Raw genomic sequence first — 22,350 nt, 5'->3', positions numbered from 1 at the left:
ATTACTTAATAGCCAGGGTTGTTTTTCCAACCTCTGAGTTCGCATTGTCTTACAGGTATCGGGAAAAGATAATTCTCTTTATTAGCGTTTAATCTCGCTCCAATTGCTGCATTCTTGCCTATAGCCTCGTCTACTTTTTCTGTTCTTACCAATTGGAACCATCTTTTGAATTCAAATACATTTTCCCAGCCAAATTCATCGAATACCGCATCTGCAAATTTTTCTGGTGTTAAACCTGCATATTGATGACTTTGATCTCCAAATGCCCTGTCTCTGACTCTATTTAAACATTTATATGCAAGAGTGTTGGGGGAACCCTCTGCTTTATTGCTGGCTTCGGCATAAATTAGCAATACGTCTGCAAATCTGTAAATAGGAGTGAGACCTTCTGAAAGTGAACTACGTGTAGAGGTGTTTCCATCAATACCGTATGTTCCACAGCCTCCATAGTTCCTGTATTTCCGGATAAAAGGTGCGCCTATATCAAAGTCTTCCCAGTCAATCCGATTTCCTTTAGTATCCACGGTTGATGTAATATAGCAGAATTCTTTTCTTTTGTCATTAGGGAAGTTTTTGAAGAATACAGGATCACCTACATAGTCATACCAGCCATTTTCTTCTTTTCCAAGATAGGATATGCCATATTGGCTTGGTAAATAAGATAGTGAATGCTGTAGTGCGAATATATGTTCAGTTTTATCCGTCTTTTTAGTGTTCATCCAAAGATCTTTATATTCACCGACCAGATCGTAAGGTCCATTTTCTATGATATCTTTTGCAGTTTTAGCAGCTTCTGCATAATAATTCTCTTCTTTTAATGGCCATCCAGCCATGGTTATATATACGTCACTAAGCAAAGTCTTGGCAGCCCAGGTGGTTGGAGCCTGATTGTTATTGTCACGGCTTTGTAATGGTAGCAGGTTGATTGCATTACTTAAATCAGGAAGAATTATTCTTTCATAGATGTCTTTCACCGGTTTACGTGGCATATTACTACTCCCATCTATGTCTGTACTTGAGTTAGGGTCTGTAATAGCAGGAGCATCTCCCCAATATCTTACGATATAGAAATAGGATAAGGCTCTGAAGAAATAGGCTTCTCCTAAATACTTATTACTTATTTGGGTGTCGAGATTTTCGTTTTCATTGATTAGATATATTATATTATTTGCAGAGTATATTGTTTGATAAAAATATTTCCATAAATTTAGCACATCTGCATTATCTATTGGAACTTTTAGTTGATCGTCCAAAACATTCCTGACTTTGTCCAAAGCACCTGAAGTCATATCGTCACCAGCCAATGCGAGTGATGCCAACCGGCAGTTAAAGCCGAAATTTTCTCCCCATAAATCTTTGTAAAGCCCATTGGTCATGCTTTCAAGAGTTTGTTCTGTCAACTCGATGGTGGCAGGCGTTAATTTGCTTTGCGGTTCTTGCAATAAGTCTACGCAAGAAGCTAAAGAAAAACTTGTCAGAAGTATGAATATATATTTTTTCATTGTATTCTTGTATTTAGAATGAAACATTTAAGCCAAGTAGATATTCTCTTTGACTGGGATAAGTTCCCATATCAAGTCCGGGGCGTAGAGGGTTACTTATTGACAATTCAGGATCGTTTCCGGAATATTTAGTGATTGTACAAACATTCTTTATCGAAAAATATACTCTCGCTGCACTTAGATTTATTTTTGATAATAAACCTTTGGAGAAATTATAACCTAAAGTAATGCTTTTCAATTTTACAAAATCTCCTTTTTCTACAAATGTAGATGATGCTACCGTTTCAGGGCTTGTTATAGCGTCCCGGTCCTTACCGAATCCGGCTATAATTGCATTCTCATTTTTGCCTGCAATCCAGCGTTCGGCTAATTCGGGGAATGGAGATAAGGAACTTGTAAGTCTGGCTCTTGGGTAATTGTAAATATCAAATCCATGAAAACCGATTAAGAAAATATTTAAGTCAAAGTTTTTATAGGTAAATGAATTATTCATTCCCCAATTGAATTTGGGTTGCCCGTTACCGATAATGACATAATCATCTGCATCTATAGTTCCACTATCGTTTTGATCGACATATTTGTAAGAGCCGGGTCTTACTGTAGGAGAAGTTGGTTTTTTAATATCAGGGTTATTATACTCTTCGGTACTCCACACTCCCGTGGATTGAAGGCCGTAGATTGCACCGATCGGTTCTCCTACAAAGTAACGATAGAATGAATTTCCCCATCCTGTGCCTATTTCCATGAAATCCGAATCTATATCTCCTAATTTTTCAATTTTAGCTTTATTATGAGCCAATGAAATGTCTGCTTTCCAATAGAAGTCTTTTGCTGTAATCGGAGTAATTCCCAAAGTAATTTCAAACCCCTTGTTGCTGATTTCAGCAGCATTTCTTAGTCCGGATGATAAACCTGTATCTGCCGGGAGAACTACAGTATTAATGGCATCTTTTGTTTTTTTGTCGTAATAATCGAATGTGAATGAAATTCTGCCATTTAGAAAAGCTGCATCAACCCCATAGTTGTGTTGATGTGTTTTTTCCCATTTTAATATAGGATTACCTGGGACAAGCGTATAAGCTATTTGGCCATTCCCTATTGTTGCATCATATTGTGTATATGCCGAATAAGCTGCTACTGCCTGATTTCCGGAAACTCCGTATCCGTATCTTAGTTTCAATTGGTCTAAAGAATTAATATTTTTAAGGAATGATTCTTCTTTTAGATTCCAAGCCAGACTGAAAGAAGGAAAGTTATCCCATCTATGGTCGTAAGACAACAAGGAAGAACCGTCTCTTCTGAATGTTACTGTGGCCATATAGCGGTTCATTAAGACATAGTTGATTCGTCCGAAATATGATATGGCTGTTGTCTTGCTAACCTCATTGTCTTCTAGTTTGCTGGTTTCTGCCAACATCATATTTTTCCAGCCGATGCTTTCGGAAGTTAATCCTTCTGCAGTCTGCCTCATGATGTATGAACGTGATAGGCTTTCTTCTACACCAATAGTAGCGTTGATACGATTATTCTTGTTTAGTTCCTTTGTATAGTTAAGTGTATTTGTCATGCGCCACCCCCATGAATTTGCATCATAATATGTAGCTAATGATTTTCCTTTTAGGAATCCATTCATACTTTGTTTGCTGCTTGTGGTTCCATAAAAACGGTTTCCTATATTTATTTGCTGTTCATTTCTGAATGTTAATCCGGGAATAATTTCATAACTGATATATGCCTGTAACCAGTTATTAAAAGTCATATCCTCGTTGTTATTCCTTTTTTGTTCATCAATGAAACCTATTGGATTGTAAATACCGGTATTGTCGATAGTTCCTTGGGTGAGGTTTCCTTCTTTATCATACGGAAGTACAGTTTGCGGAAATTGTTGTGCCAAAGTGAGTAGACTGTATTGTCCGGAGAAGTTATTTCCTGCAGCACTATTAATCATTCCATAAAAATTAGCTCCAAATTTTAGTTTTTTAGTGATATTAGCATCCACTTTTAAACGATAGTTCCATCTGTCATTTGTGGAATGGCCGGCAATTCCTTTATTATGAATATATTGAGTGGAAAATAAGAAGCTCATTTTATCATTTCCTCCTTTGATGCTGATGTCATGAGAATGGCTGATGGCGTAATCATTGATGATATTTCCCATATAATCATAAGTATCATATCCATTGGTGAAATTAGTGATTTGTCTTTCTGTATATAGGTCTTTACCATAATATGCCTGATTCCAATCATTGGCCATACGGGCGAACTCATTTACGGGCATGATGGAAGGTTTGTCGGCTGGTGTTCCGGCAACAATATAACCATTGTAGTCTACTGATAATTTGCCCTCTTTAGGAGACTTTGTTGTAATCAAGATGACACCGTTGGCTCCTCTTGAACCATATATTGCTGTTGATGAGGCATCTTTTAGTACTTCAATAGATTTTATATCAGCGGGATTTATGGCACTGAGGTTACCACCAGGAAAACCATCGATAACGACTAGTGGGCCACCGTCTGCTTTTATGGAGTTTACACCGCGGACACGTAGCGTAGGGGCAGCACCTGCTGCTCCGGATGAGTTTACAATACTAAGCCCGGCAATGCGTCCTTGGAGCAAATCGGCTACTTGGGCCGCAGGCATTTTTTTTAAAGTCTCAGCTGCATTAATGGAAGATATAGCTCCGGTTAAGTCGGACTTTCGTTGTACCCCATAGCCAACCACTACGACTTCATCTAAATTACTAGTTTCTTCATTCATCTTTACATTGATGACATTTCGACCTTGTATTTTAATTAGTTGTTCTTCATAGCCAATATATGAGAATCTTAGTGTTGCATTTGTGGAACTTATATTGAGAGAGTAGGTACCATTCATATCTGTGATGGTCCCATTTGATGTTCCGGTTTCCAAGATACTAACTCCAATAAGAGGGTTTCCCTGAACATCTTGTACGCTTCCTGTTATTTGCTTTCTACTCTGGGAATAAACAAAGGGAGTAAAAAGGAAAAAGAACATAAAGATGCATATCGGTAAAGATTTTATTCGTGATGCATCTCGCAGAATTTTGCTTTTCAATAGTTTCATTTTCATTTTGTATTAAATTTGGTATTGCAGTTTATTGATTGGATATCCTAATAGTGCAAATATAGCCTGATATATCAAGGTATCGATTTGATTTTACGCAGACTAGTCCTCAAAAAACGTAAGTTTAATCTACTGTATTCTTCATTTCTTTTATGAATTTTAAACTTTCTTGCCATATTGCTGTATTCGTGTCAGGTAGATTGTTGTTTATATCATGTATTATTATACCGTTACACCATTGTTGGGCGGTTTTCAATGCAGTTTTCCATTCCGTTGCTTTTATTGTATAATTGTTATTAAGCGAGGTGGTTGGCAAATATACATATATTGGTTTTCCTTCAGATTTGAATTGTGCTTCTTTTATAGTAATGTATAATTCTTTCTTCCAAGTGATTGTGTCATTATCAACGATAGGGGCATTTATGATAATGGCATCTGTGAATTTTTCCGGCTCTTGCGGAGAATTCATTGTATTTATTGCCCAACTTCCCATGTTGACATGCATATTTGAATTATGAAGCCTTAGTTTACCTAAACTTGTGGAGGGTATTTGCCATATTTGATTACCATTGTCTTTTTTTAACAATTTGTAAATTTCTTGATAATCTAATGTATCACTCTTTTTATTAATCGGTGCAATACATATAGGCGTATTGGAGGATTTTGGAGTTTGTATGGCAAATTGTTTCACTTTGTCTACATCAAGAACAAAAGTTTCATTGGTACAGTTTCCCAAATCTTTTTCATTAATCATTTGTATCGTCTGAACTCCATATTGGGCTAATTGGGGGTGATTTGTGTTTAAATATATATTGAATTCTTGTGGAGTAGAAGTCAATATGGACAAGTTTTCTTTTTCAGGAAACACAATCTGTCTTTTGTGGGAATGGATAAAATGTTTTGTTACTTCCCAGATTTGTTGAACCCGAAGATCCTCCCAGAATACTGATTGATCATTTTCATCTGTTCTACTTGACCATATGATACTTCCATCACAATATGTATAAGTAGCCTCTAGCATTTGTTTCCAAATGTGGGGGGGAATGAATTGTTTATAATATGGACTATCTTTTTTATCATAGTATTGGGGCCAAATATATGCTATAATTTTTTTATTGGGGTAGTGCTTTTTTATTTCTTTTACTGTTATTTGTAGATCTTTTATCCAAGATTCGATATTAGGCTCGGCAATGTAAAGAGAGGGTTGAGCTACATCTGCATATTTGAGTGCAGCCCAACGTTTTTTATTGCTTTTTCGCCAAGTCATCAATATACTATCTTCTGACATTTTGGGATGGTAGTATCGGTGTACACATAAGGCTGTAGGAGCGGCTCCATAGTTGCCGATTGTTATGTTTGGTGAAATATTTTGTCTAAAGTAACTAAATAATGTGTCGAATCTTTGTTCTATTTCCTGGTCTGTAAGTGAAGGCTCGTAATACCATTGTTCTATATCCGTTGAAATCATAGTTCTCGGAAATAAGGATGCAAGTTTGGCTTGTTTCTCGATTTTGTTGAAGTCAAGTATGACTTTTGAAGGATGATCGGAGTGTTTTTTTGTCAAGGTTACTTCATACATTAGATAAACAGGCTGAAGACCATAGTAACTTAAGTCTGGTTTGCCGATGTATGACATAGCATCATAAATGAGAAATTGTTTTATTTCCTGTTCCTTATTACTACAATATGCTGTGGAAATATAGCATAAAGTGAGAGAGAGCAAAATGAATCGATTGATAGTGGCTCTGCAATTAATTTTTGAGTTTTTCATAAGATATTTTTTATTATGTAATGTTTTTTGTCAACTAGTGGAACATAAATACCACTCGAAGAAATTGTAAAGGATTTCATTTGATTCGGGATCAGGATCATGTTTCGCTCTATTGGTCATCGCTACTCTGTTTTCATACCCTAGAATTCGATTAATGAGTATTGTATGATTTAGAGGTATCCATCTTTCAGGTCCGTCAGAGAAGCCTCCGGAAACAAGAAAAGGGCGGGGAGCCATAAGTGCATGAATTTCATGTAAATCATGCCCATTTTTACGTAACTGCGAATAAATTCCTTTTGCTTTAGTATATCCGTTTTTGTTCCAGGTATCTTTCCAGGGCGGAGGGTAATAGCCAAGATACCAAGGTTCCCAATAGTTGATGTATCCCCTTTTGGTTTCATCAAAAACAATACCCGGATCACTCCATGCAGCGCATGCAAATTTGTCATAGAGGCAAGATGCAAACATTGCCCATTTCCCTCCATATGAATGTCCGACAATGCCAATTTTAGTAGAGTCTACATCAGGAACTTTGGCTAATGCTTCCCATGCATTGGCAGCTGCATAGGCTAATGCTGATAGAGGTTGTAGAGAAGCATTATTGATCGTCGGATAATATATGGAGTATGTTTTTTCTTTCGTTGTTTGGGTTGTTCCTAATGACAGGGTGATAAATCCTCTTTTAGTAAGTTGATAAGCGAAGTCACGATTAGGTTTTCCACCGATTCCAATGGCAGTTTCAGGTTCATAAAAAACAGAAATAATAGCAGGCTTCTTCCCTCTCTTATCAGGGATTAGTAAATACCCTTCTGTTTGTTCATTAGGAACCCAATAGAAGCGGACACGATATTGATAGAAGTTCTCACGTTTAAGCGTATCTAATATTTCAAATTTTTGATTTTTAATTATAGGAGGCCATTTCCCCATTAAATTCATCCATGTATCTTTTATTTTTTTTCGTTTTTTATTCCAATCATTTACATTCTTGATAGTGTCTCCATTATTCAGTAACAGAGGGGAACGATAATTTCCATAATTATCTTTATATATCACTGGCGGATTGAAATAATCTTTTATTTTATTCCATGCTTTTGTATTATATTGCAGTGAATTAGTTTGTTTATTCTCTATACAACTAGCTGTGCAGAACCCTATGCAGATAATTATATAGTATATAAAAAACTGTTTGGAAAATCCGAACTTTATTGTTAGCTGCGCTTTCCTTTTGCTGTGTTTTTGAATGGTATTTGACATTTTAGAATATATTTATTTAAGGATATAACAAAGATTGGGTATAGCTAATACATTCTTCGTTAAATTGAGAGAGTATTAACTTTTATGACAAAAGTAGGTTGTTTCTATAATAGTTTTTATAGTAAAAACGAAAAGTACTATTCAAAAAACGAAGATTAAATATGACTAGTCTTCTTTTGGCGATATTCAAGAGGTGAACAACCTTTATATTTTTTAAAGACGCGCGAGATATTATTATAATCTTTGAACCCTACCTCTATTGCCAAATCAGCTAAAGACCGATCTGTCGTGAGCAATAAATCCGCCAGATGGTTACAACGGCAATTCAGAATATATTGATATATAGAGGTATTCATCGCATTCTTGAATTTCACCTCAAAGTTTCTGCGCGATAACGGAATGTTGGCAAGCAAAGATTCTATCGTCAGGTCGGAGCTGTAATGTGAATCTATATATTTCACCACTTCGAGAATATAAGGGTCTTTGATATTGTGTTTCTCCGTCGATTGGCGTAGTTCGATGCGGATGGGGTTGATAACAATATTGAAAGTGCCTTCATGTTCTTTCTTTATTTGTTGGTGGATGAGTCTGCCGATAGAATAGCCTCCTCTTTCTACTTCCAGCTCTATGGATGAAATGGGTGGGTCGGAAATATTACACATCAGTTCGTCGTTATCTACACCCAATAGAGCGATTTCTTCGGGGATATGAATGTTGTTCATCCGGCAAGTTTCAGAAATGAACAGGGCGTGCGCATCATCACAACAAAATAGAGCGACTGGCTTGGGGAGTTGCTGTAACCATTGGCTGACTTCCATCCTTATCTCATCTTCCTGTTTATCAGATTCGAAACTGAAAAATTCGCCTCCGATACGTTTCACTTCCTGCCGATACCCTTCGCAGCGTTCGTCAGACCAAACCACCCCTTTAACGCCGAAATAAGCAAAATTGCGAAACATTCTTTTGGCAAAAAACTGGGCTGCCATTCTTCCCGTTCCTTTATAATCACCTGTCAGATTAGAGTAAGTGACGCTCCGGTGATGGTAGTTTTGTAGTACTACTGGAATATTCAGCTCCTTCTGCAAATCGATCGTATCGTTATTCCACTGACCGATAATGGCGTCGGCTTTCCATTCTTTCGCCCATTTCAGAATGCCTTGTTCGCCATGCATTGTGCTATAATAAGAAGGTAGTCGGTAAAAGAGCCAGGGGCCGTTTTCTTTGGAGTATTGGACAAGTCCCCGTAGCAGTTTCCTGTCAAATTCGCTTGAATAGTCTATCAATAGAAGAATCTTAATCATAGTTCTATGTTTTTCTTTAGTATAATGTAGGGATGCACAAATATAGAAGAATTCTTTTGTTCTCTCGCAATAAAGACTTAATTTTGTTGCAGCCAACACTTATCTGACACCCGGGTCTCATGAGCACTGACACCCGGGTGTTGGTATGCTTGACACCCGGGTCTCAATGGTGTTGACACCCGGGTGTCAGATAGAACGCGAGTATAAACGAAAAAAGAAAGGAGTATAAACGATGGCAGTGCCTTATGTAGTGAGAAAAAAAGCCGATTTAACATCGGGAGAAAGAAAAGAATTATGGTATGGTGTACCCAAAAAACTGATAGATCCGATTCGGAATAGAGAATTTGCCGAGTACATGGAAAAACGGAGTGGATTTCATCGCGGGCAGATAGATGGTATATTGACGGAAATGGTTGATGCTATCCGTAGTCTGTTGTCTATCGGACAGCCGGTTACTATCGAAGGACTTGGCACATTTCATACGTCACTGACCAGTCCGGGATTTGAACGCCCCGAACAGGTAACTCCGGGAAAAGTGTCCGTTTCACGTGTCTATTTCGTGGCTTGTCCTGAATTTAGCCGGGAAGTGAAAAAGATGAAATGCATGCGTATTCCTTTTAATCTGTATATGCCCGAAGAGATGCTGACCAAAGAAATGAAGAAAGCGGACCGGGAGCAGGAGCGGGAAGAATATGACCGTATGGTGGCACCGGAAATCGATGAAGAAGTTCAGGAATAAGATAAATTAATACCCTCCCTGTCTTATTTATGAGATAAATCCCTATCTTTGTGGCACTTTTTACGAAAAAAGCAAATTCAAATTAATAGATATAGAAAAGAAAATGGCACAAGAAGACGTTTTTAAGAAGCTTGTATCGCATTGCAAAGAGTATGGTTTCGTATTCCCTTCGAGCGATATCTACGACGGACTAGGCGCTGTGTATGACTACGGTCAGATGGGCGTTGAATTGAAAAATAACATCAAGAAATACTGGTGGGACAGCATGGTGCTGTTGCACGAGAACATTGTCGGTATCGACTCTGCCATCTTTATGCATCCTACTATCTGGAAGGCTTCCGGACACGTAGACGCATTCAATGACCCTTTGATTGACAATAAAGACTCTAAGAAACGTTATCGTGCTGACGTGTTGATCGAAGATCAGCTGGCTAAGTATGACGATAAAATCAATAAAGAAGTAGCGAAAGCTGCCAAGAGATTCGGCGAATCTTTTGATGAGGCTCAATTCCGTTCTACCAACGGACGTGTATTGGAGCATCAGGCAAAACGTGACGCACTTCACACTCGCTTTGCTAAGGCTCTGAACGACGGTAATCTGGAAGAATTGCGTCAGATCATTATTGATGAAGAAATCGTATGCCCGATCTCCGGTACAAAGAACTGGACAGAAGTTCGTCAGTTTAATCTGATGTTCTCTACTGAAATGGGTTCTACTTCCGAAGGAGCCATGAAGATTTATCTTCGTCCGGAAACTGCACAAGGTATTTTTGTAAACTACCTCAATGTACAGAAGACGGGTCGTATGAAAGTTCCTTTCGGTATCGCACAGATTGGTAAGGCTTTCCGTAACGAAATCGTTGCCCGTCAGTTCATCTTCCGTATGCGTGAGTTCGAACAGATGGAAATGCAGTTCTTTGTAAAACCGGGAACTGAACTTGACTGGTTCAAGAAATGGAAAGAAATCCGTTTGAAATGGCATAAAGCTCTTGGATTCGGCGATGCAAGCTATCGTTATCACGATCACGATAAACTGGCTCACTACGCAAATGCCGCTACTGATATTGAATTCCTGATGCCGTTCGGATTCAAAGAAGTGGAAGGTATCCACTCTCGTACTAACTTCGACTTGTCTCAACATGAGAAGTTCTCCGGCAAGAGCATCAAATACTTCGATCCGGAACTGAACGAGTCTTATACTCCGTACGTAATCGAAACTTCTATCGGTGTTGACCGTATGTTCCTTAGCATCATGAGCGCATCTTATTGCGAAGAGCAATTGGAGAATGGTGAAAGCCGTGTGGTTCTGAAATTACCTGCTGCTTTGGCTCCGGTGAAACTGGCAGTTATGCCGTTGGTAAAGAAAGACGGTCTGCCTGAAAAAGCCCGTGAGGTTATTGACAGCCTGAAGTTCCACTTCCATTGCCAATATGACGAAAAGGATAGTATCGGTAAGCGTTATCGCCGTCAGGATGCTATTGGTACTCCGTACTGTGTAACAGTCGATCATCAGACATTAGAAGATAACTGCGTGACATTGCGTAATCGCGATACCATGCAACAAGAGCGTGTAGCTATCTCTGAATTGAATAATATCATCGCAGACAGAGTAAGCATCACTTCTCTATTGAAAACTTTACAATAAACCTTTGACGAATGAGTAAAAAGATCTATTTATTCTCCATCCTATTGCTGGCTCTTGCATTCACTGCTTGCAGTGAAACGGAAGAGACGGGCAAATATGATAACTGGCAGGCACGTAATGAAGCTTTTATAGATTCAATAGCCAATGCTCATGCAAATACCGCTACACGTGGTCAGTTGGATTCTATTCATATGATTGCATATCCTGGAGTTCCTATCTATTTTAAAAAGAAAACTCCTGTGGGAGATGGGGTGATTCAAAATATTATCCCGCGGGCAACAGATGAGGTTACTGTATATTATAAAGGTTCTTATATCATTTGGGGTAATACTGGTGGTTATGTTGATAAACAAGATAACTTTATAGGGGAAGCGTTTGATGGCTCTTTTACTGAAGCGAATCCTAGCATTGATTTTTCAAGAACTGCGAACTTAACAATTAATGGGCTTGTGACTGGTTTGTCAGAGGTATTGCAACGAAGAAAAATTGGTGAACGTTTGGAAGTGTATGTTCCATGGAAATATGGTTATGGTAGTAGTGATTATACTCCAAAAGGTTCTTCGATTACTATTTTAGGTTATTCAACTTTAGTATTTGATATTCAAATGTTAAAGTGCGAAAAATAATCACTTATTATCATTTGGAATTTATTAAAATAAAGTTCCCTTATTCTAATCCTATTTCATCTATGGCAAAGGATAGAATAAGGGAGCTTATTATTAATATAGCATTGGTTTAGATATGATTTTTATTCTATGAATTATTTCTAAAACTGAAGTATTTCATATATTGTATTTCTACCAGGAGTAATACCATGGAAATTCTTATCTGCAGGTAAGTCATATCCTATAGGATTGTTCCATTTATCCCATACAATAGCTTGATTTGCATTCTTTTCATTTTCATCATCAATCCATAATCCTCATTGTCATGATGTCGTTTGACTACTCCTTATGTTTTGTTCCTTCTTGCTTATATTACAGAAGATTACATTTTTGATTTTTTATACTACTCTCCCTAATCTGCAAATGTGTTGGAATCGTCACCTGCTTGATAGTCTTATCTCCTTTTATCTGATCGATAAGTAGTTGGCAGGCAGTTTCTCCCATTTTATAGGTCTGATGTGATACTGCTGATAATTTCGGTTCCACATAATTAGCATGCTGCTCGTCTGTATACCCGATGATTGCCACATCATTCGGAATCCGGAGGCCGTGATTTTTGATAACTTCCATTGCTGCGAAAGCCAATGTGTCATTCATGGCAAGAATAGCATCCGGAGGCTGTGGAAGTGACAGTAAAGTTTCTGTGGCAATCTTGCCTTCCTCATAATCAATCTTCCGGCAGACTACCAACTCTTTTTCGATCGGAATACGATTTTCACGCAAGGCTTCCAGATAGCCATGTTTTCTTCTCTTTACAATATCCAGATGATTGGCTCCTCCGATAAAAGCTACCCGCTTACTTCCATTATCCAGAAGATGCTGTGTAGCTATCTGTGCGGATTGGGCCCCATCTGCTATCACCGATGAAAATTGGTCGGTCAGGCAAACACGGTCGAACAGGATAAGTGGCATATTAATGTCTTTCAAGGCGGAGATGTGGGAGAAATCGGTTGTTTCTTGAGACAGACAGGCGATGATGCCTTCCACACGCATATTGACCAGATTCTCGATATTTCTTTTTTCGTGCTCGTAAGACTCATGCGAGGTCGTGATAATCACGAAATACCCGTTGGCAATAGCCATATTCTCTATTCCATTCAGAATTGATGCAAAGAAATGAGTGACAATATCCGGAACGATCACTCCGATGATACGTGGCGCATTTTTCCGCAGGCTCATGGCAAAAGGGTTGGGACGGTAGTTCATCTCTTTGGCCAGTGCCTTTGCTTTGGCGCAAAGTTCACGGCTGATTTCCGGACTATCTTTTAGTGCCCTGGATACAGTAGGAATCGACACCCCCAATGCTTGGGCGAGATCTTTTAATGAAGTATGTTTCCGGTTTTCCATTTGAAAGTCTGCAACTTAGATTCTTTTTACAAAGAAAGCACATTCCCGGAAAATTAAAAGCATCTGAAGCAATATTTTTTACGTAAACCGTTACGTTGGTTTTTCGACCGCTCTCTGCTGCACTGAAACTATTACTGACCTATTTTTGTCGCATACAAAATGATTTAAAACCTAAAAGTATGCAATACCATGAAATCGGAAAGACAGGGATGAAAGTATCATCTCTTAGTTTTGGAGCTTCTTCTTTAGGAGGAGTTTTCCATGATTTGAAAGAAAAAGAAGGCATTCAGGCTGTGTTTACCGCTGTTGAGGCAGGAATGAACTTTATCGATGTGTCTCCTTATTACGGACATTATAAAGCGGAAACTGTTTTAGGAAAGGCACTTAAAGATCTTCCTCGCGACCGTTATTACCTTTCTACCAAAGTGGGACGTTATGGAAAAGATGGAGTAAATCTGTGGGATTACTCTGCAAAACGTGCGACAGAAAGTGTGTATGAGAGCATGGAACGTTTGAATATAGATTTTATCGATCTGATAAATGTACACGATGTTGAATTTGCCGATTTGAATCAGGTAGTTAATGAGACTCTGCCTGCTTTGGTTGAGTTGCGTGAAAAAGGAGTGGTAGGACACGTTGGAATTACCGACTTGCAACTCGAGAACCTGAAATGGGTAATTGACCATTCACCAAGCGGTACGATTGAATCTGTGCTTAGCTTCTGCCATTATTGCCTGTGTGATGATAAATTAGCAGACTTCCTGGATTACTTCGAATCCAAAGAAATCGGCGTGATTAATGCTTCTCCGCTTTCAATGGGACTGTTGAGTGAACGTGGTGTTCCTGCCTGGCATCCGGCTCCCAAACCCTTGGTAGAGGCTTGCCGTAAAGCAATGGAACATTGCAAAGCTAAGAATTATCCGATTGAGAAACTGGCTATGCAGTTCTCCGTCAGCAATCCTCGTATAGCAACGACTTTGTTTAGTACGACTAATCCGGAGAATGTGAAAAAGAACATCGCTTTCATCGAAGAACCTATTGACTGGGAACTCGTTCGGGAAGTGCAGGAGATTATCGGAGAGCAGAAACGTGTAAGTTGGGCGAACTCATAAAACAGCGTCTTCGTATGGACTATACAATTATTGATGCGCACGCCCATCTGTGGTTACGGCAGGATACTGTTGTGGACGGATTGCCTATCCGGACTTTGGAAAATGGCCGTTCGGAATTTATGGGAGAAATCCGGCAAATGGTTCCGCCCTTTATGGTAGACGGAGTGAATAGCGCGGAAGTTTTTCTTTCGAATATGGACTATGCGCAAGTGGCTGCGGCTGTCATTACCCAAGAGTTTATTGACGGTATTCAGAATGATTATTTGTCGGAAGTCGTTTCCCATTATCCCAACCGTTTCTTTGTTTGCGGAATGTGTGAGTTTCGCAAACCTGGATTTTTGGAGCAGGCGAAAGAGCTTATAGCCAAAGGTTTTAAGGCTATAAAAATACCTGCCCAACGCTTGTTGTTAAAAGAGGGACGGGTAATGCTGAATAATGAGGAAATGATGCAGATGTTTCATTCGATGGAAGAACAGAATGTCATGCTTTCCATCGATTTGGCTGACGGAGCAACACAGGTTCCCGAAATGGAAGAGATTATTCAGGAATGTCCCCGCCTAAAAATAGCTGTCGGGCACTTCGGAATGGTGACACGTCCGGACTGGAAAGAACAAATCCGCCTGGCACGTCATCCCAATGTGATGATTGAATCCGGCGGAATCACCTGGCTTTTCAATGATGAATTTTATCCTTTCAAAGGAGCAGTGAAGGCCATTCGGGAAGCGGCGGATTTAGTTGGCATGGAGAAACTGATGTGGGGATCGGACTATCCGCGCACCATTACAGCAATCACCTACAAGATGTCATACGATTTTGTGGTGAAGTCTTCCGAGCTGACGGAAGAGGATAAAAGACTCTTTTTGGGAGAAAATGCCCGGAACTTCTATGGATTCACGGATCTCCCCGTACTTCCTTACATCAAGAACATGTCCGAATGATAGAGAAAACATCCTTATCGTAAAACTAGATTTATACCATGAAAAAGAATACATATACAATACCTTTAGCATTAGTTTTCTGCCTGTTCTTTCTGTGGGCGATAAGCAGCAATCTGCTTCCCACGATGATCCGGCAATTGATGAAGACATGTGAACTGAATACCTTTGAAGCCTCTTTTACCGAGACTGCCTACTGGCTGGCTTATTTTATTTTCCCCATCCCCATAGCGATGTTTATGAAACGTTACAGCTATAAGGCGGGAATTATTTTCGGACTGGTATTAGCAGCAATCGGAGGCCTGCTTTTCTTTCCCGCCGCCATTTTAAAAGAATATTGGGCTTACCTCTGTATCTTCTTTATTATCGCTACGGGAATGTGCTTTCTGGAGACAGCTGCCAATCCGTATGTGACGGTTTTAGGAGCCCCCGAAACAGCTCCCCGCCGATTGAATCTGGCGCAGTCTTTCAATGGACTCGGAGCTTTTATCGCTGCCATGTTTTTGAGTAAGCTCATCCTTAGCGGAACTCATTACACGCGAGAGACCCTTCCTGTAGATTATCCGGGAGGCTGGCAGGCCTATATCCAATTGGAAACGGATGCCATGAAACTTCCTTATCTGATATTGGCTATACTGTTGATTGCCATAGCTGTTGTCTTCATCTTTTCAAAATTGCCGAAGATTGGGGACGAAGGAGAAACGGCTTCTTCCGATAAAACGACTTCTTCGGGTAAAACGAAAGAGGGTAGCCAGAAAGAAAAACTGATAGACTTCGGTGTATTGAAACACTCACACTTGCGGTGGGGAGTGATTGCGCAATTCTTCTATAACGGCGGACAGACGGCGATAAACAGTCTGTTCCTGGTTTACTGTTGCACTTATGCCGGATTGCCGGAAGATACAGCGACTACCTTCTTCGGATTGTATATGCTCGCATTTCTTTTGGGGCGTTGGATCGGTACCGGATTGATGGTGAAATTCCGTCCACAGGATATGCTACTGGTTTACGCCTTGATGAATATTCTTTTGTGCGGGGCAGTGATGATATGGGGAGGTATGATCGGGTTATACGCAATGTTGGCTATCTCTTTCTTTATGTCTATAATGTATCCCACGCAGTTTTCATTGGCGCTAAAAGGACTGGGGAATCAGACAAAGAGCGGTTCGGCATTTCTGGTAATGGCTATTGTCGGCAATGCCTGTCTGCCACAGTTGACGGCTTATTTCATGCATGCCAATGAGCATATCTATTATATGGCCTATTGTGTACCGATGATTTGCTTTGTCTTCTGTGCATATTATGGTTGGAAAGGTTATAAAGTAATCGATTAATAAATTTATTTATCAAACATATCCAATGAAAGCAGTTCAAATTGTCAATCCCTCCGAAATGAAGGTGGTTGAACTGGAAAAACCGACCGTTGGTGCCGGTGAAGTATTAGTAAGAATCAAGTATGTTGGTTTCTGTGGCTCTGATCTGAATACCTTTTTGGGGCGTAATCCAATGGTGAAGTTACCGGTAATCCCGGGACATGAGGTAGGAGCGGTGATTGAGGAGGTTGGTCCGAATGTTCCGGCTGGCTTCGAAAAAGGGATGAACGTGACATTGAATCCATACACCAATTGTGGTAAATGTGCTTCTTGTCGTAATGGTCGTGTCAATGCTTGTGAACATAATGAAACGTTAGGAGTGCAACGCAATGGAGTGATGTGCGAATATGCCGTATTGCCTTGGACGAAGATTATTCCGGCTGGTAATATCTCTCCTCGCGATTGTGCGTTGATTGAGCCGATGAGTGTCGGATTCCATGCGGTATCTCGTGCGCAGGTGATCGATAATGAATATGTGATGGTTATTGGCTGCGGTATGATTGGTATCGGTGCCATTGTACGTGCTGCTTTGAGAGGGGCAACGGTCATTGCTGTCGACTTGGATGACGAGAAACTGGAACTGGCGAAAAGGGTAGGTGCTTCTTATGTGATTAACTCCAAGACAGAAAATGTACACGAACGGATGCAACAGGTAACGGAGGGCTTCGGTGCCGATGTGGTGATTGAAGCTGTCGGCAGTCCGGTCACTTATGTGATGGCGGTGGATGAAGTCGGATTCACGGGGCGTGTGGTTTGCATCGGCTATGCCAAGAGCGAAGTGGCTTTCCAAACAAAATATTTCGTTCAGAAAGAACTGGATATCCGTGGTTCCAGAAATGCGTTACCTGCCGATTTTCGTGCGGTTATTAATTATATGAAAGAAGGAAATTGTCCGGTGGAAGAACTGATTTCGAAGATAGCAAAACCGGAAGGAGCTTTGGAAGCTATGCAGGAATGGACGGCTAATCCGGGAAAGGTGTTCCGCATACTGGTTGAGTTCTGATAAGTTCTTGTAATAAGAATAGTTGTTGATACCTGTTGTTTGGGTATGTAATAAGTGAGAGGAGGCTGAATACAGTCTCCTCTCTTTGGGAGATAGGGTGATGTAACATGAGTAAATATAGATGTAACATCCTTTATCCGATATGTAGCATCACAAAGAAATCATGTAGCATACTTTGGGCAATATATCTGTTTGCATTTTCTATTTTTGTGATGTGGAAGATAACAAGGAACATTTTAAATAATTAGCTTTCAAATAATAGATAATGTAGCCAGTTAATAAAAAAACGATGATTATGCTGAAAACAAAAATCAACACTATTTTACTGTGTACTCTTTTTACATTGTTCTTCCCGCTATCAGCCGGAGCACAATACCGTAATCCTATTCTTTATGCTGACGTGCCCGATATGTCAGTATGTCGCGCAGGCGATTACTTTTACATGGTTTCCACTACTATGCACCTGATGCCGGGGGCGCCTATCATGCGTTCGCCGGACATGAAACATTGGGAAACTATCAGCTACGTATTTTCTCGCATTGACGATGGTCCTCGTTATGATTTGCTCGAAGGCACTGCTTACGGGCAAGGACAATGGGCATCATCTATCCGCTATCATGACGGTAAATTCTATGTCTGGTTTACAGCCAATGGCGCGCCCGGACGTGGGTTTGTCTATACTGCGACAGATCCGGCCGGTCCCTGGAAACTTCTTTCGCGTCCCCCGCATTTTCATGACGGTTCGCTTCTGTTTGATGATGACGGGCGGGTGTATCTCTTTCACAGTACGGGACATCTTACGGAGTTGAAACCCGATTTGACCGATGTACTTCCCGGTGGCATCAATCAGCAAATATTTGAGCGGGATGCTGACGAACAAGGTCTGTTGGAAGGTAGTTCCGTCATCAAGTATAATGGGAAATATTACTTGCTGATGATTTCTATGGATTGGAGTATTCCCGGCCGTCTGCGTCGTGAAGTATGCTATCGTGCCGATAAGATTACCGGACCTTACGAAAAGCGTGTCATTCTTGAAACGGAGTTCGACGGGCATGGCGGTGTTGGTCAGGGATGCATCGTAGACGGGAAAAACGGTGAATGGTACGGACTGATTTTTCAGGATCGTGGTGGCGTAGGACGTGTGCCGTGTCTTATGCCTTGTACATGGACGGAAGATGGTTGGCCTATGCTGGGAGACAAGGATGGGCGCATTCCGAATGATACCACTTTGTCGTATATGTCAATGGATGGTATCTGCGGTTCGGATGATTTTTCCGCTTCCGGACTTTCCCTCTATTGGCAGTGGAATCATAACCCCGTCGATCAGGCATGGAGCCTTACCGACCGTCCCGGATTTTTGCGTTTGAAAACCTCCCGTGTGGTAGATAACCTGTTTGTTGCTCCCAATACGTTGACTCAGCGTATGGTAGGACCGAAATGCATGGGCACTGTCAGTCTCTCTTTGGGGGGGATGAAAGATGGCGACCGTGCGGGATTATCGGCTTTTAATGGTGACAGCGGTGTGCTTACGATTGAAAAGAACGGAAATAAACTGTCTCTTGTGATGAGTGAACAGAAAAGTGTGTTTGAGAAAACGAAGCGTGCCATTAGCCGTGTGGATATGACCGAACAAGCCCGTATACCTCTTAACAAAGAGCTTGTCTACTTGCGTGTGGAAGGTGACTTTACCAATGGACGGGATGAGGCTCGTTTTTCTTATAGTCTTGATGGGAAAACATGGATACCTGTCGGTCTGCCTATTAAGATGAAGTTTGACTACACCCGTATGTTCATGGGCAGTAAGTTTGCCATATTTAATTATGCTACACGTTCTGTAGGCGGTTATGTAGATGTGGACTCTTTTGATTATTCGTTCTGTGATGCGTCAATGTAACACACAAATATGTATTTGTAACCAATGAAACATTGTTTTATTGGAAAATAGGCTATTTTTGTTTCCAAATTAATCATAACTAATAAGTATAATATTATGAAAAGAGGTTGGATACCGATTATGGGTGTTTGTTTGGTGTTATCGTTTTCGGCATGTAAGCAATTGCTGCCTTACCAGGACACTTCTTTAACGGCGGAACAACGGGCGGAGGATTTGTTGCCCCGGTTGACTTTGGAAGAAAAAGTATCAATCATGCAAAATGCGTCACCTGCTATCCCTCGACTGGGAATTAAAGAATATGAGTGGTGGAATGAGGCGTTGCACGGTGTGGGACGTGCCGGATTGGCTACTGTTTTTCCCCAGTCTATCGGTATGGGAGCTTCTTTTAATGATTCATTATTATATGAAGTGTTCAATGCCACTTCCGATGAGGCTCGTGTAAAATCGCGTATTTTCGGTGAAAGCGGCGTGCTGAAACGCTATCAGGGATTAACATTCTGGACACCGAATGTCAATATATTCCGTGACCCTCGTTGGGGGCGTGGTCAGGAAACATACGGTGAAGACCCTTATCTGACAGGACAAATGGGAATGGCTGTAGTCCGTGGTTTGCAAGGACCGGAAGATGCCAGGTATGATAAGCTGCACGCATGTGCCAAGCACTTTGCCGTTCATTCAGGACCGGAGTGGAACCGGCATAGTTTTGATGCGGAGAATATAGATCCCCGGGATTTATGGGAAACCTATCTGCCTGCTTTTAAAGATTTGGTACAGAAAGCGCATGTAAAGGAAGTGATGTGTGCCTACAATCGTTTTGAGGGAGAGCCTTGTTGTGGCAGCAATCGCCTGTTGATGCAAATATTGCGGGATGAATGGGGATACAAAGGCATTGTAGTCTCTGACTGTGGAGCGATCTCCGATTTCTATAGACCGGGAACGCATGGGACTCACCCGGATAAGGAACACGCCTCGGCCGCTGCTGTGCGGACAGGCACAGACCTTGAATGTGGAAGTGAATATGCTTCACTGGCGGATGCTGTAAAAGCCGGTCTGATTGACGAAAAAGAAATAGATATTTCATTGAAACGTTTGTTGACAGCACGTTTTGAACTGGGAGAGATGGATGAACAACCGGCCTGGGTGGAAATTCCAACCTCTGTGTTGAATAGTAAGGAACATCAGGCATTGGCTTTGCGTATGGCTCGTGAGTCATTGGTGCTCTTGCAGAATAAAAACAACATCCTGCCTCTGAATACCAATCTGAAAATAGCCGTTATGGGACCTAATGCCAATGACTCCGTGATGCAGTGGGGAAATTATAACGGTATTCCGGCACATACGGTTACCTTATTGGAAGCTGTCCGTGCCAAACTACCGGAAGGACAAATCATATACGAACCGGGTTGTGACCGTGTGGACGGAAAGACACTCCAAAGCCTGTTTGATGAATGTAGCATAAATGGTAAACCCGGTTTCTTGGCAGAATATTGGAATAATCGTGATCGTGAAGGGGAAGTGGTTGCTACCGATCAGATTTCCACTCCGTTCCATTTTGCGACAACAGGGGCTACTACATTTGCGCCCGGTGTGGAAATAACTAATTTCTCGGCTCGTTATGAATCTGTCTTTCGTCCTTCGCAGTCCGGTGATGTTGCTTTCCGTTTCCAACTGGATGGTGAAGTGACTCTTATTATAAATGGTGAGCAAGTGGCCCAGAAAATATATGTTAAGAATCCGACGAACCTCTATACGTTACAGGCGAAGGCTGGAAAAGAGTATCATATCGAGATTTTATTCAAACAACGGAATGAAAGGGCTACACTTGATTTTGATTTGGGCAAAGAGGTCGGGATCGACTTGAACTTCGCAGTGAAGAGAGTAATGGATGCTGATGTGATTCTTTTTGCTGGTGGAATTTCTCCAAGTCTGGAAGGTGAGGAAATGCCGGTAGAGGTTCCCGGATTTAAGGGTGGTGACCGTACAGATATTGAACTTCCGGACGTTCAACGTGATTTGTTGAAAGCTTTGAAGAAGGCTGGTAAAAAGGTTGTCTTTATCAATTATTCCGGTTCAGCTATCGGACTAGTGCCCGAAACGACTACTTGTGAAGCGATTCTGCAGGCATGGTATCCGGGACAGGCGGGTGGTACAGCTATCGTTGATGCTCTTTGGGGAGAGTATAATCCCGGTGGACGCCTGCCGGTCACTTTCTATAAGGATGTGAATCAATTGCCGGACTTTGAAGACTATTCCATGAAGGGGCGTACCTATCGATATATGCAACAGCAACCACTTTTCCCATTCGGTCATGGGTTGAGTTATACTGACTTTACTTATGGAGAAGCTAAATTGAGCAAGAATACAATCGCCAAAGGTGAAAATGTAGTATTGACTATTCCGGTAAGCAATGTCGGGCAACGTGATGGAGAAGAGGTGGTTCAGGTTTATTTGAGACGTCCGGGTGATAAGGAAGGTCCCCGTTATACCTTGCGTGCTTTCAAACGCGTTCATATTCCGGCAGGGAAAACTGAATCAGTAGCTATTCCTCTTACCAGTGAGAACTTTGAATGGTTTGATGCAGAGTCGAATACGATGCGTCCGTTGGAAGGTACTTATGAATTACTGTATGGAGGAACTTCTGATAGAAATAAGTTGAAAACGATTGTAATGAACGTACAGTAATACCGCTTTAGAATTTCGTTTATTTTTACAGGTAGACAATCC

Annotated in this window: 15 protein-coding genes; 9 read left to right on the top strand and 6 right to left on the bottom strand. The window is 40.9% G+C overall.

The window, feature by feature from the left end:
- Positions 1 to 5: 5 nt before the first annotated feature.
- The 5 genes from KFO40_RS01880 to KFO40_RS01860 form a co-directional block, all read right to left on the bottom strand.
- Positions 6 to 1,502 carry a RagB/SusD family nutrient uptake outer membrane protein gene (locus KFO40_RS01880; RefSeq protein WP_117683221.1) on the bottom strand — a complete coding sequence of 499 codons (1,497 nt, stop codon included), beginning with the start codon at positions 1,500 to 1,502 and terminating at the stop codon, positions 6 to 8.
- Positions 1,503 to 1,515: 13 nt separating this feature from the next.
- Entirely contained in the window at positions 1,516 to 4,518 is a 3,003-nt protein-coding gene (locus KFO40_RS01875) for a SusC/RagA family TonB-linked outer membrane protein (RefSeq protein WP_248005553.1), read from the bottom strand.
- A gap of 193 nt (positions 4,519 to 4,711) precedes the next feature.
- The gene (locus tag KFO40_RS01870) at positions 4,712 to 6,358 is read right to left on the bottom strand and encodes a hypothetical protein (RefSeq protein WP_004324506.1); all 1,647 of its coding nucleotides are present in this window, start codon (positions 6,356 to 6,358) and stop codon (positions 4,712 to 4,714) included.
- A 30-nt stretch (positions 6,359 to 6,388) separates the two neighbouring features.
- The gene (locus KFO40_RS01865; protein ID WP_369848678.1) at positions 6,389 to 7,600 is read right to left on the bottom strand and encodes an alpha/beta hydrolase family protein; all 1,212 of its coding nucleotides are present in this window, start codon (positions 7,598 to 7,600) and stop codon (positions 6,389 to 6,391) included.
- Between the two features lie 167 nt (positions 7,601 to 7,767).
- Positions 7,768 to 8,913, bottom strand: coding sequence for a XylR family transcriptional regulator (locus KFO40_RS01860; protein ID WP_134985864.1), 1,146 nt, complete (start codon positions 8,911 to 8,913; stop codon positions 7,768 to 7,770).
- 232 nt (positions 8,914 to 9,145) lie between these two features.
- Between KFO40_RS01860 and KFO40_RS01855 the strand changes: the two genes are divergently transcribed.
- The 3 genes from KFO40_RS01855 (at position 9,146) to KFO40_RS01845 (ending at position 11,923) form a co-directional block, all read left to right on the top strand.
- Positions 9,146 to 9,652, top strand: coding sequence for an HU family DNA-binding protein (locus KFO40_RS01855; RefSeq protein WP_004299627.1), 507 nt, complete (start codon positions 9,146 to 9,148; stop codon positions 9,650 to 9,652).
- A gap of 103 nt (positions 9,653 to 9,755) precedes the next feature.
- Entirely contained in the window at positions 9,756 to 11,297 is a 1,542-nt protein-coding gene (locus tag KFO40_RS01850; RefSeq protein WP_004299629.1) for a glycine--tRNA ligase, read from the top strand.
- An 11-nt stretch (positions 11,298 to 11,308) separates the two neighbouring features.
- The gene (locus tag KFO40_RS01845) at positions 11,309 to 11,923 is read left to right on the top strand and encodes an FKBP-type peptidyl-prolyl cis-trans isomerase (RefSeq protein WP_049701713.1); all 615 of its coding nucleotides are present in this window, start codon (positions 11,309 to 11,311) and stop codon (positions 11,921 to 11,923) included.
- A 351-nt stretch (positions 11,924 to 12,274) separates the two neighbouring features.
- Here the strand turns inward: KFO40_RS01845 and KFO40_RS01840 are convergent, their stop codons facing one another.
- Positions 12,275 to 13,309 (bottom strand): LacI family DNA-binding transcriptional regulator, encoded by a 1,035-nt coding sequence (locus tag KFO40_RS01840; protein ID WP_049701714.1) that lies wholly within the window; start codon positions 13,307 to 13,309, stop codon positions 12,275 to 12,277.
- 179 nt (positions 13,310 to 13,488) lie between these two features.
- On the opposite strand from KFO40_RS01840, the gene KFO40_RS01835 reads away from it, so the two are divergent.
- The 6 genes from KFO40_RS01835 to xyl3A all read left to right on the top strand — a co-directional run bounded on the left by KFO40_RS01835 (position 13,489) and on the right by xyl3A (position 22,308).
- Positions 13,489 to 14,421, top strand: a complete 933-nt coding sequence (locus tag KFO40_RS01835; protein WP_004309617.1) for an aldo/keto reductase — start codon at positions 13,489 to 13,491, stop codon at positions 14,419 to 14,421.
- Positions 14,422 to 14,435: 14 nt separating this feature from the next.
- A complete protein-coding gene (locus KFO40_RS01830; RefSeq protein WP_211146027.1) occupies positions 14,436 to 15,359 on the top strand; it encodes an amidohydrolase family protein in 924 nt (307 codons plus the stop codon).
- 38 nt (positions 15,360 to 15,397) lie between these two features.
- Positions 15,398 to 16,690 (top strand): L-fucose:H+ symporter permease, encoded by a 1,293-nt coding sequence (gene fucP, locus KFO40_RS01825; protein WP_004314063.1) that lies wholly within the window; start codon positions 15,398 to 15,400, stop codon positions 16,688 to 16,690.
- A gap of 25 nt (positions 16,691 to 16,715) precedes the next feature.
- Complete coding sequence (locus tag KFO40_RS01820) at positions 16,716 to 17,732, top strand: zinc-binding alcohol dehydrogenase family protein (RefSeq protein ID WP_055235207.1); 1,017 nt, start codon at positions 16,716 to 16,718, stop codon at positions 17,730 to 17,732.
- Between the two features lie 295 nt (positions 17,733 to 18,027).
- Positions 18,028 to 19,626 (top strand): glycoside hydrolase 43 family protein, encoded by a 1,599-nt coding sequence (locus KFO40_RS01815; protein ID WP_211146026.1) that lies wholly within the window; start codon positions 18,028 to 18,030, stop codon positions 19,624 to 19,626.
- A gap of 96 nt (positions 19,627 to 19,722) precedes the next feature.
- Positions 19,723 to 22,308 carry a xylan 1,4-beta-xylosidase gene (gene xyl3A, locus KFO40_RS01810; protein ID WP_211146025.1) on the top strand — a complete coding sequence of 862 codons (2,586 nt, stop codon included), beginning with the start codon at positions 19,723 to 19,725 and terminating at the stop codon, positions 22,306 to 22,308.
- Positions 22,309 to 22,350: the final 42 nt, after the last annotated feature.

This window comes from Bacteroides sp. 1001302B_160321_D4 (assembly GCF_015667765.1).
GTDB classification, from domain to species: Bacteria; Bacteroidota; Bacteroidia; order Bacteroidales; family Bacteroidaceae; genus Bacteroides; species Bacteroides xylanisolvens.
Note: the sequence above shows the minus strand (reverse complement) of the source record. Positions and strands in the feature narration are given on the sequence as shown.

What these genes read in the sequence shown, in the direction of transcription:
- KFO40_RS01880 (WP_117683221.1), bottom strand. Translation starts at nt 1,502, where the DNA reads ATGAAAAAATATATATTCATACTTCTGACAAGTTTTTCTTTAGCTTCT.
- KFO40_RS01875 (WP_248005553.1), bottom strand. Translation starts at nt 4,518, where the DNA reads ATGTTCTTTTTCCTTTTTACTCCCTTTGTTTATTCCCAGAGTAGAAAG.
- KFO40_RS01870 (WP_004324506.1), bottom strand. Translation starts at nt 6,358, where the DNA reads ATGAAAAACTCAAAAATTAATTGCAGAGCCACTATCAATCGATTCATT.
- KFO40_RS01860 (WP_134985864.1), bottom strand. Translation starts at nt 8,913, where the DNA reads ATGATTAAGATTCTTCTATTGATAGACTATTCAAGCGAATTTGACAGG.
- KFO40_RS01855 (WP_004299627.1), top strand. Translation starts at nt 9,146, where the DNA reads ATGGCAGTGCCTTATGTAGTGAGAAAAAAAGCCGATTTAACATCGGGA.
- KFO40_RS01850 (WP_004299629.1), top strand. Translation starts at nt 9,756, where the DNA reads ATGGCACAAGAAGACGTTTTTAAGAAGCTTGTATCGCATTGCAAAGAG.
- KFO40_RS01845 (WP_049701713.1), top strand. Translation starts at nt 11,309, where the DNA reads ATGAGTAAAAAGATCTATTTATTCTCCATCCTATTGCTGGCTCTTGCA.
- KFO40_RS01840 (WP_049701714.1), bottom strand. Translation starts at nt 13,309, where the DNA reads ATGGAAAACCGGAAACATACTTCATTAAAAGATCTCGCCCAAGCATTG.
- KFO40_RS01835 (WP_004309617.1), top strand. Translation starts at nt 13,489, where the DNA reads ATGCAATACCATGAAATCGGAAAGACAGGGATGAAAGTATCATCTCTT.
- KFO40_RS01830 (WP_211146027.1), top strand. Translation starts at nt 14,436, where the DNA reads ATGGACTATACAATTATTGATGCGCACGCCCATCTGTGGTTACGGCAG.
- fucP (WP_004314063.1), top strand. Translation starts at nt 15,398, where the DNA reads ATGAAAAAGAATACATATACAATACCTTTAGCATTAGTTTTCTGCCTG.
- KFO40_RS01820 (WP_055235207.1), top strand. Translation starts at nt 16,716, where the DNA reads ATGAAAGCAGTTCAAATTGTCAATCCCTCCGAAATGAAGGTGGTTGAA.
- KFO40_RS01815 (WP_211146026.1), top strand. Translation starts at nt 18,028, where the DNA reads ATGCTGAAAACAAAAATCAACACTATTTTACTGTGTACTCTTTTTACA.
- xyl3A (WP_211146025.1), top strand. Translation starts at nt 19,723, where the DNA reads ATGAAAAGAGGTTGGATACCGATTATGGGTGTTTGTTTGGTGTTATCG.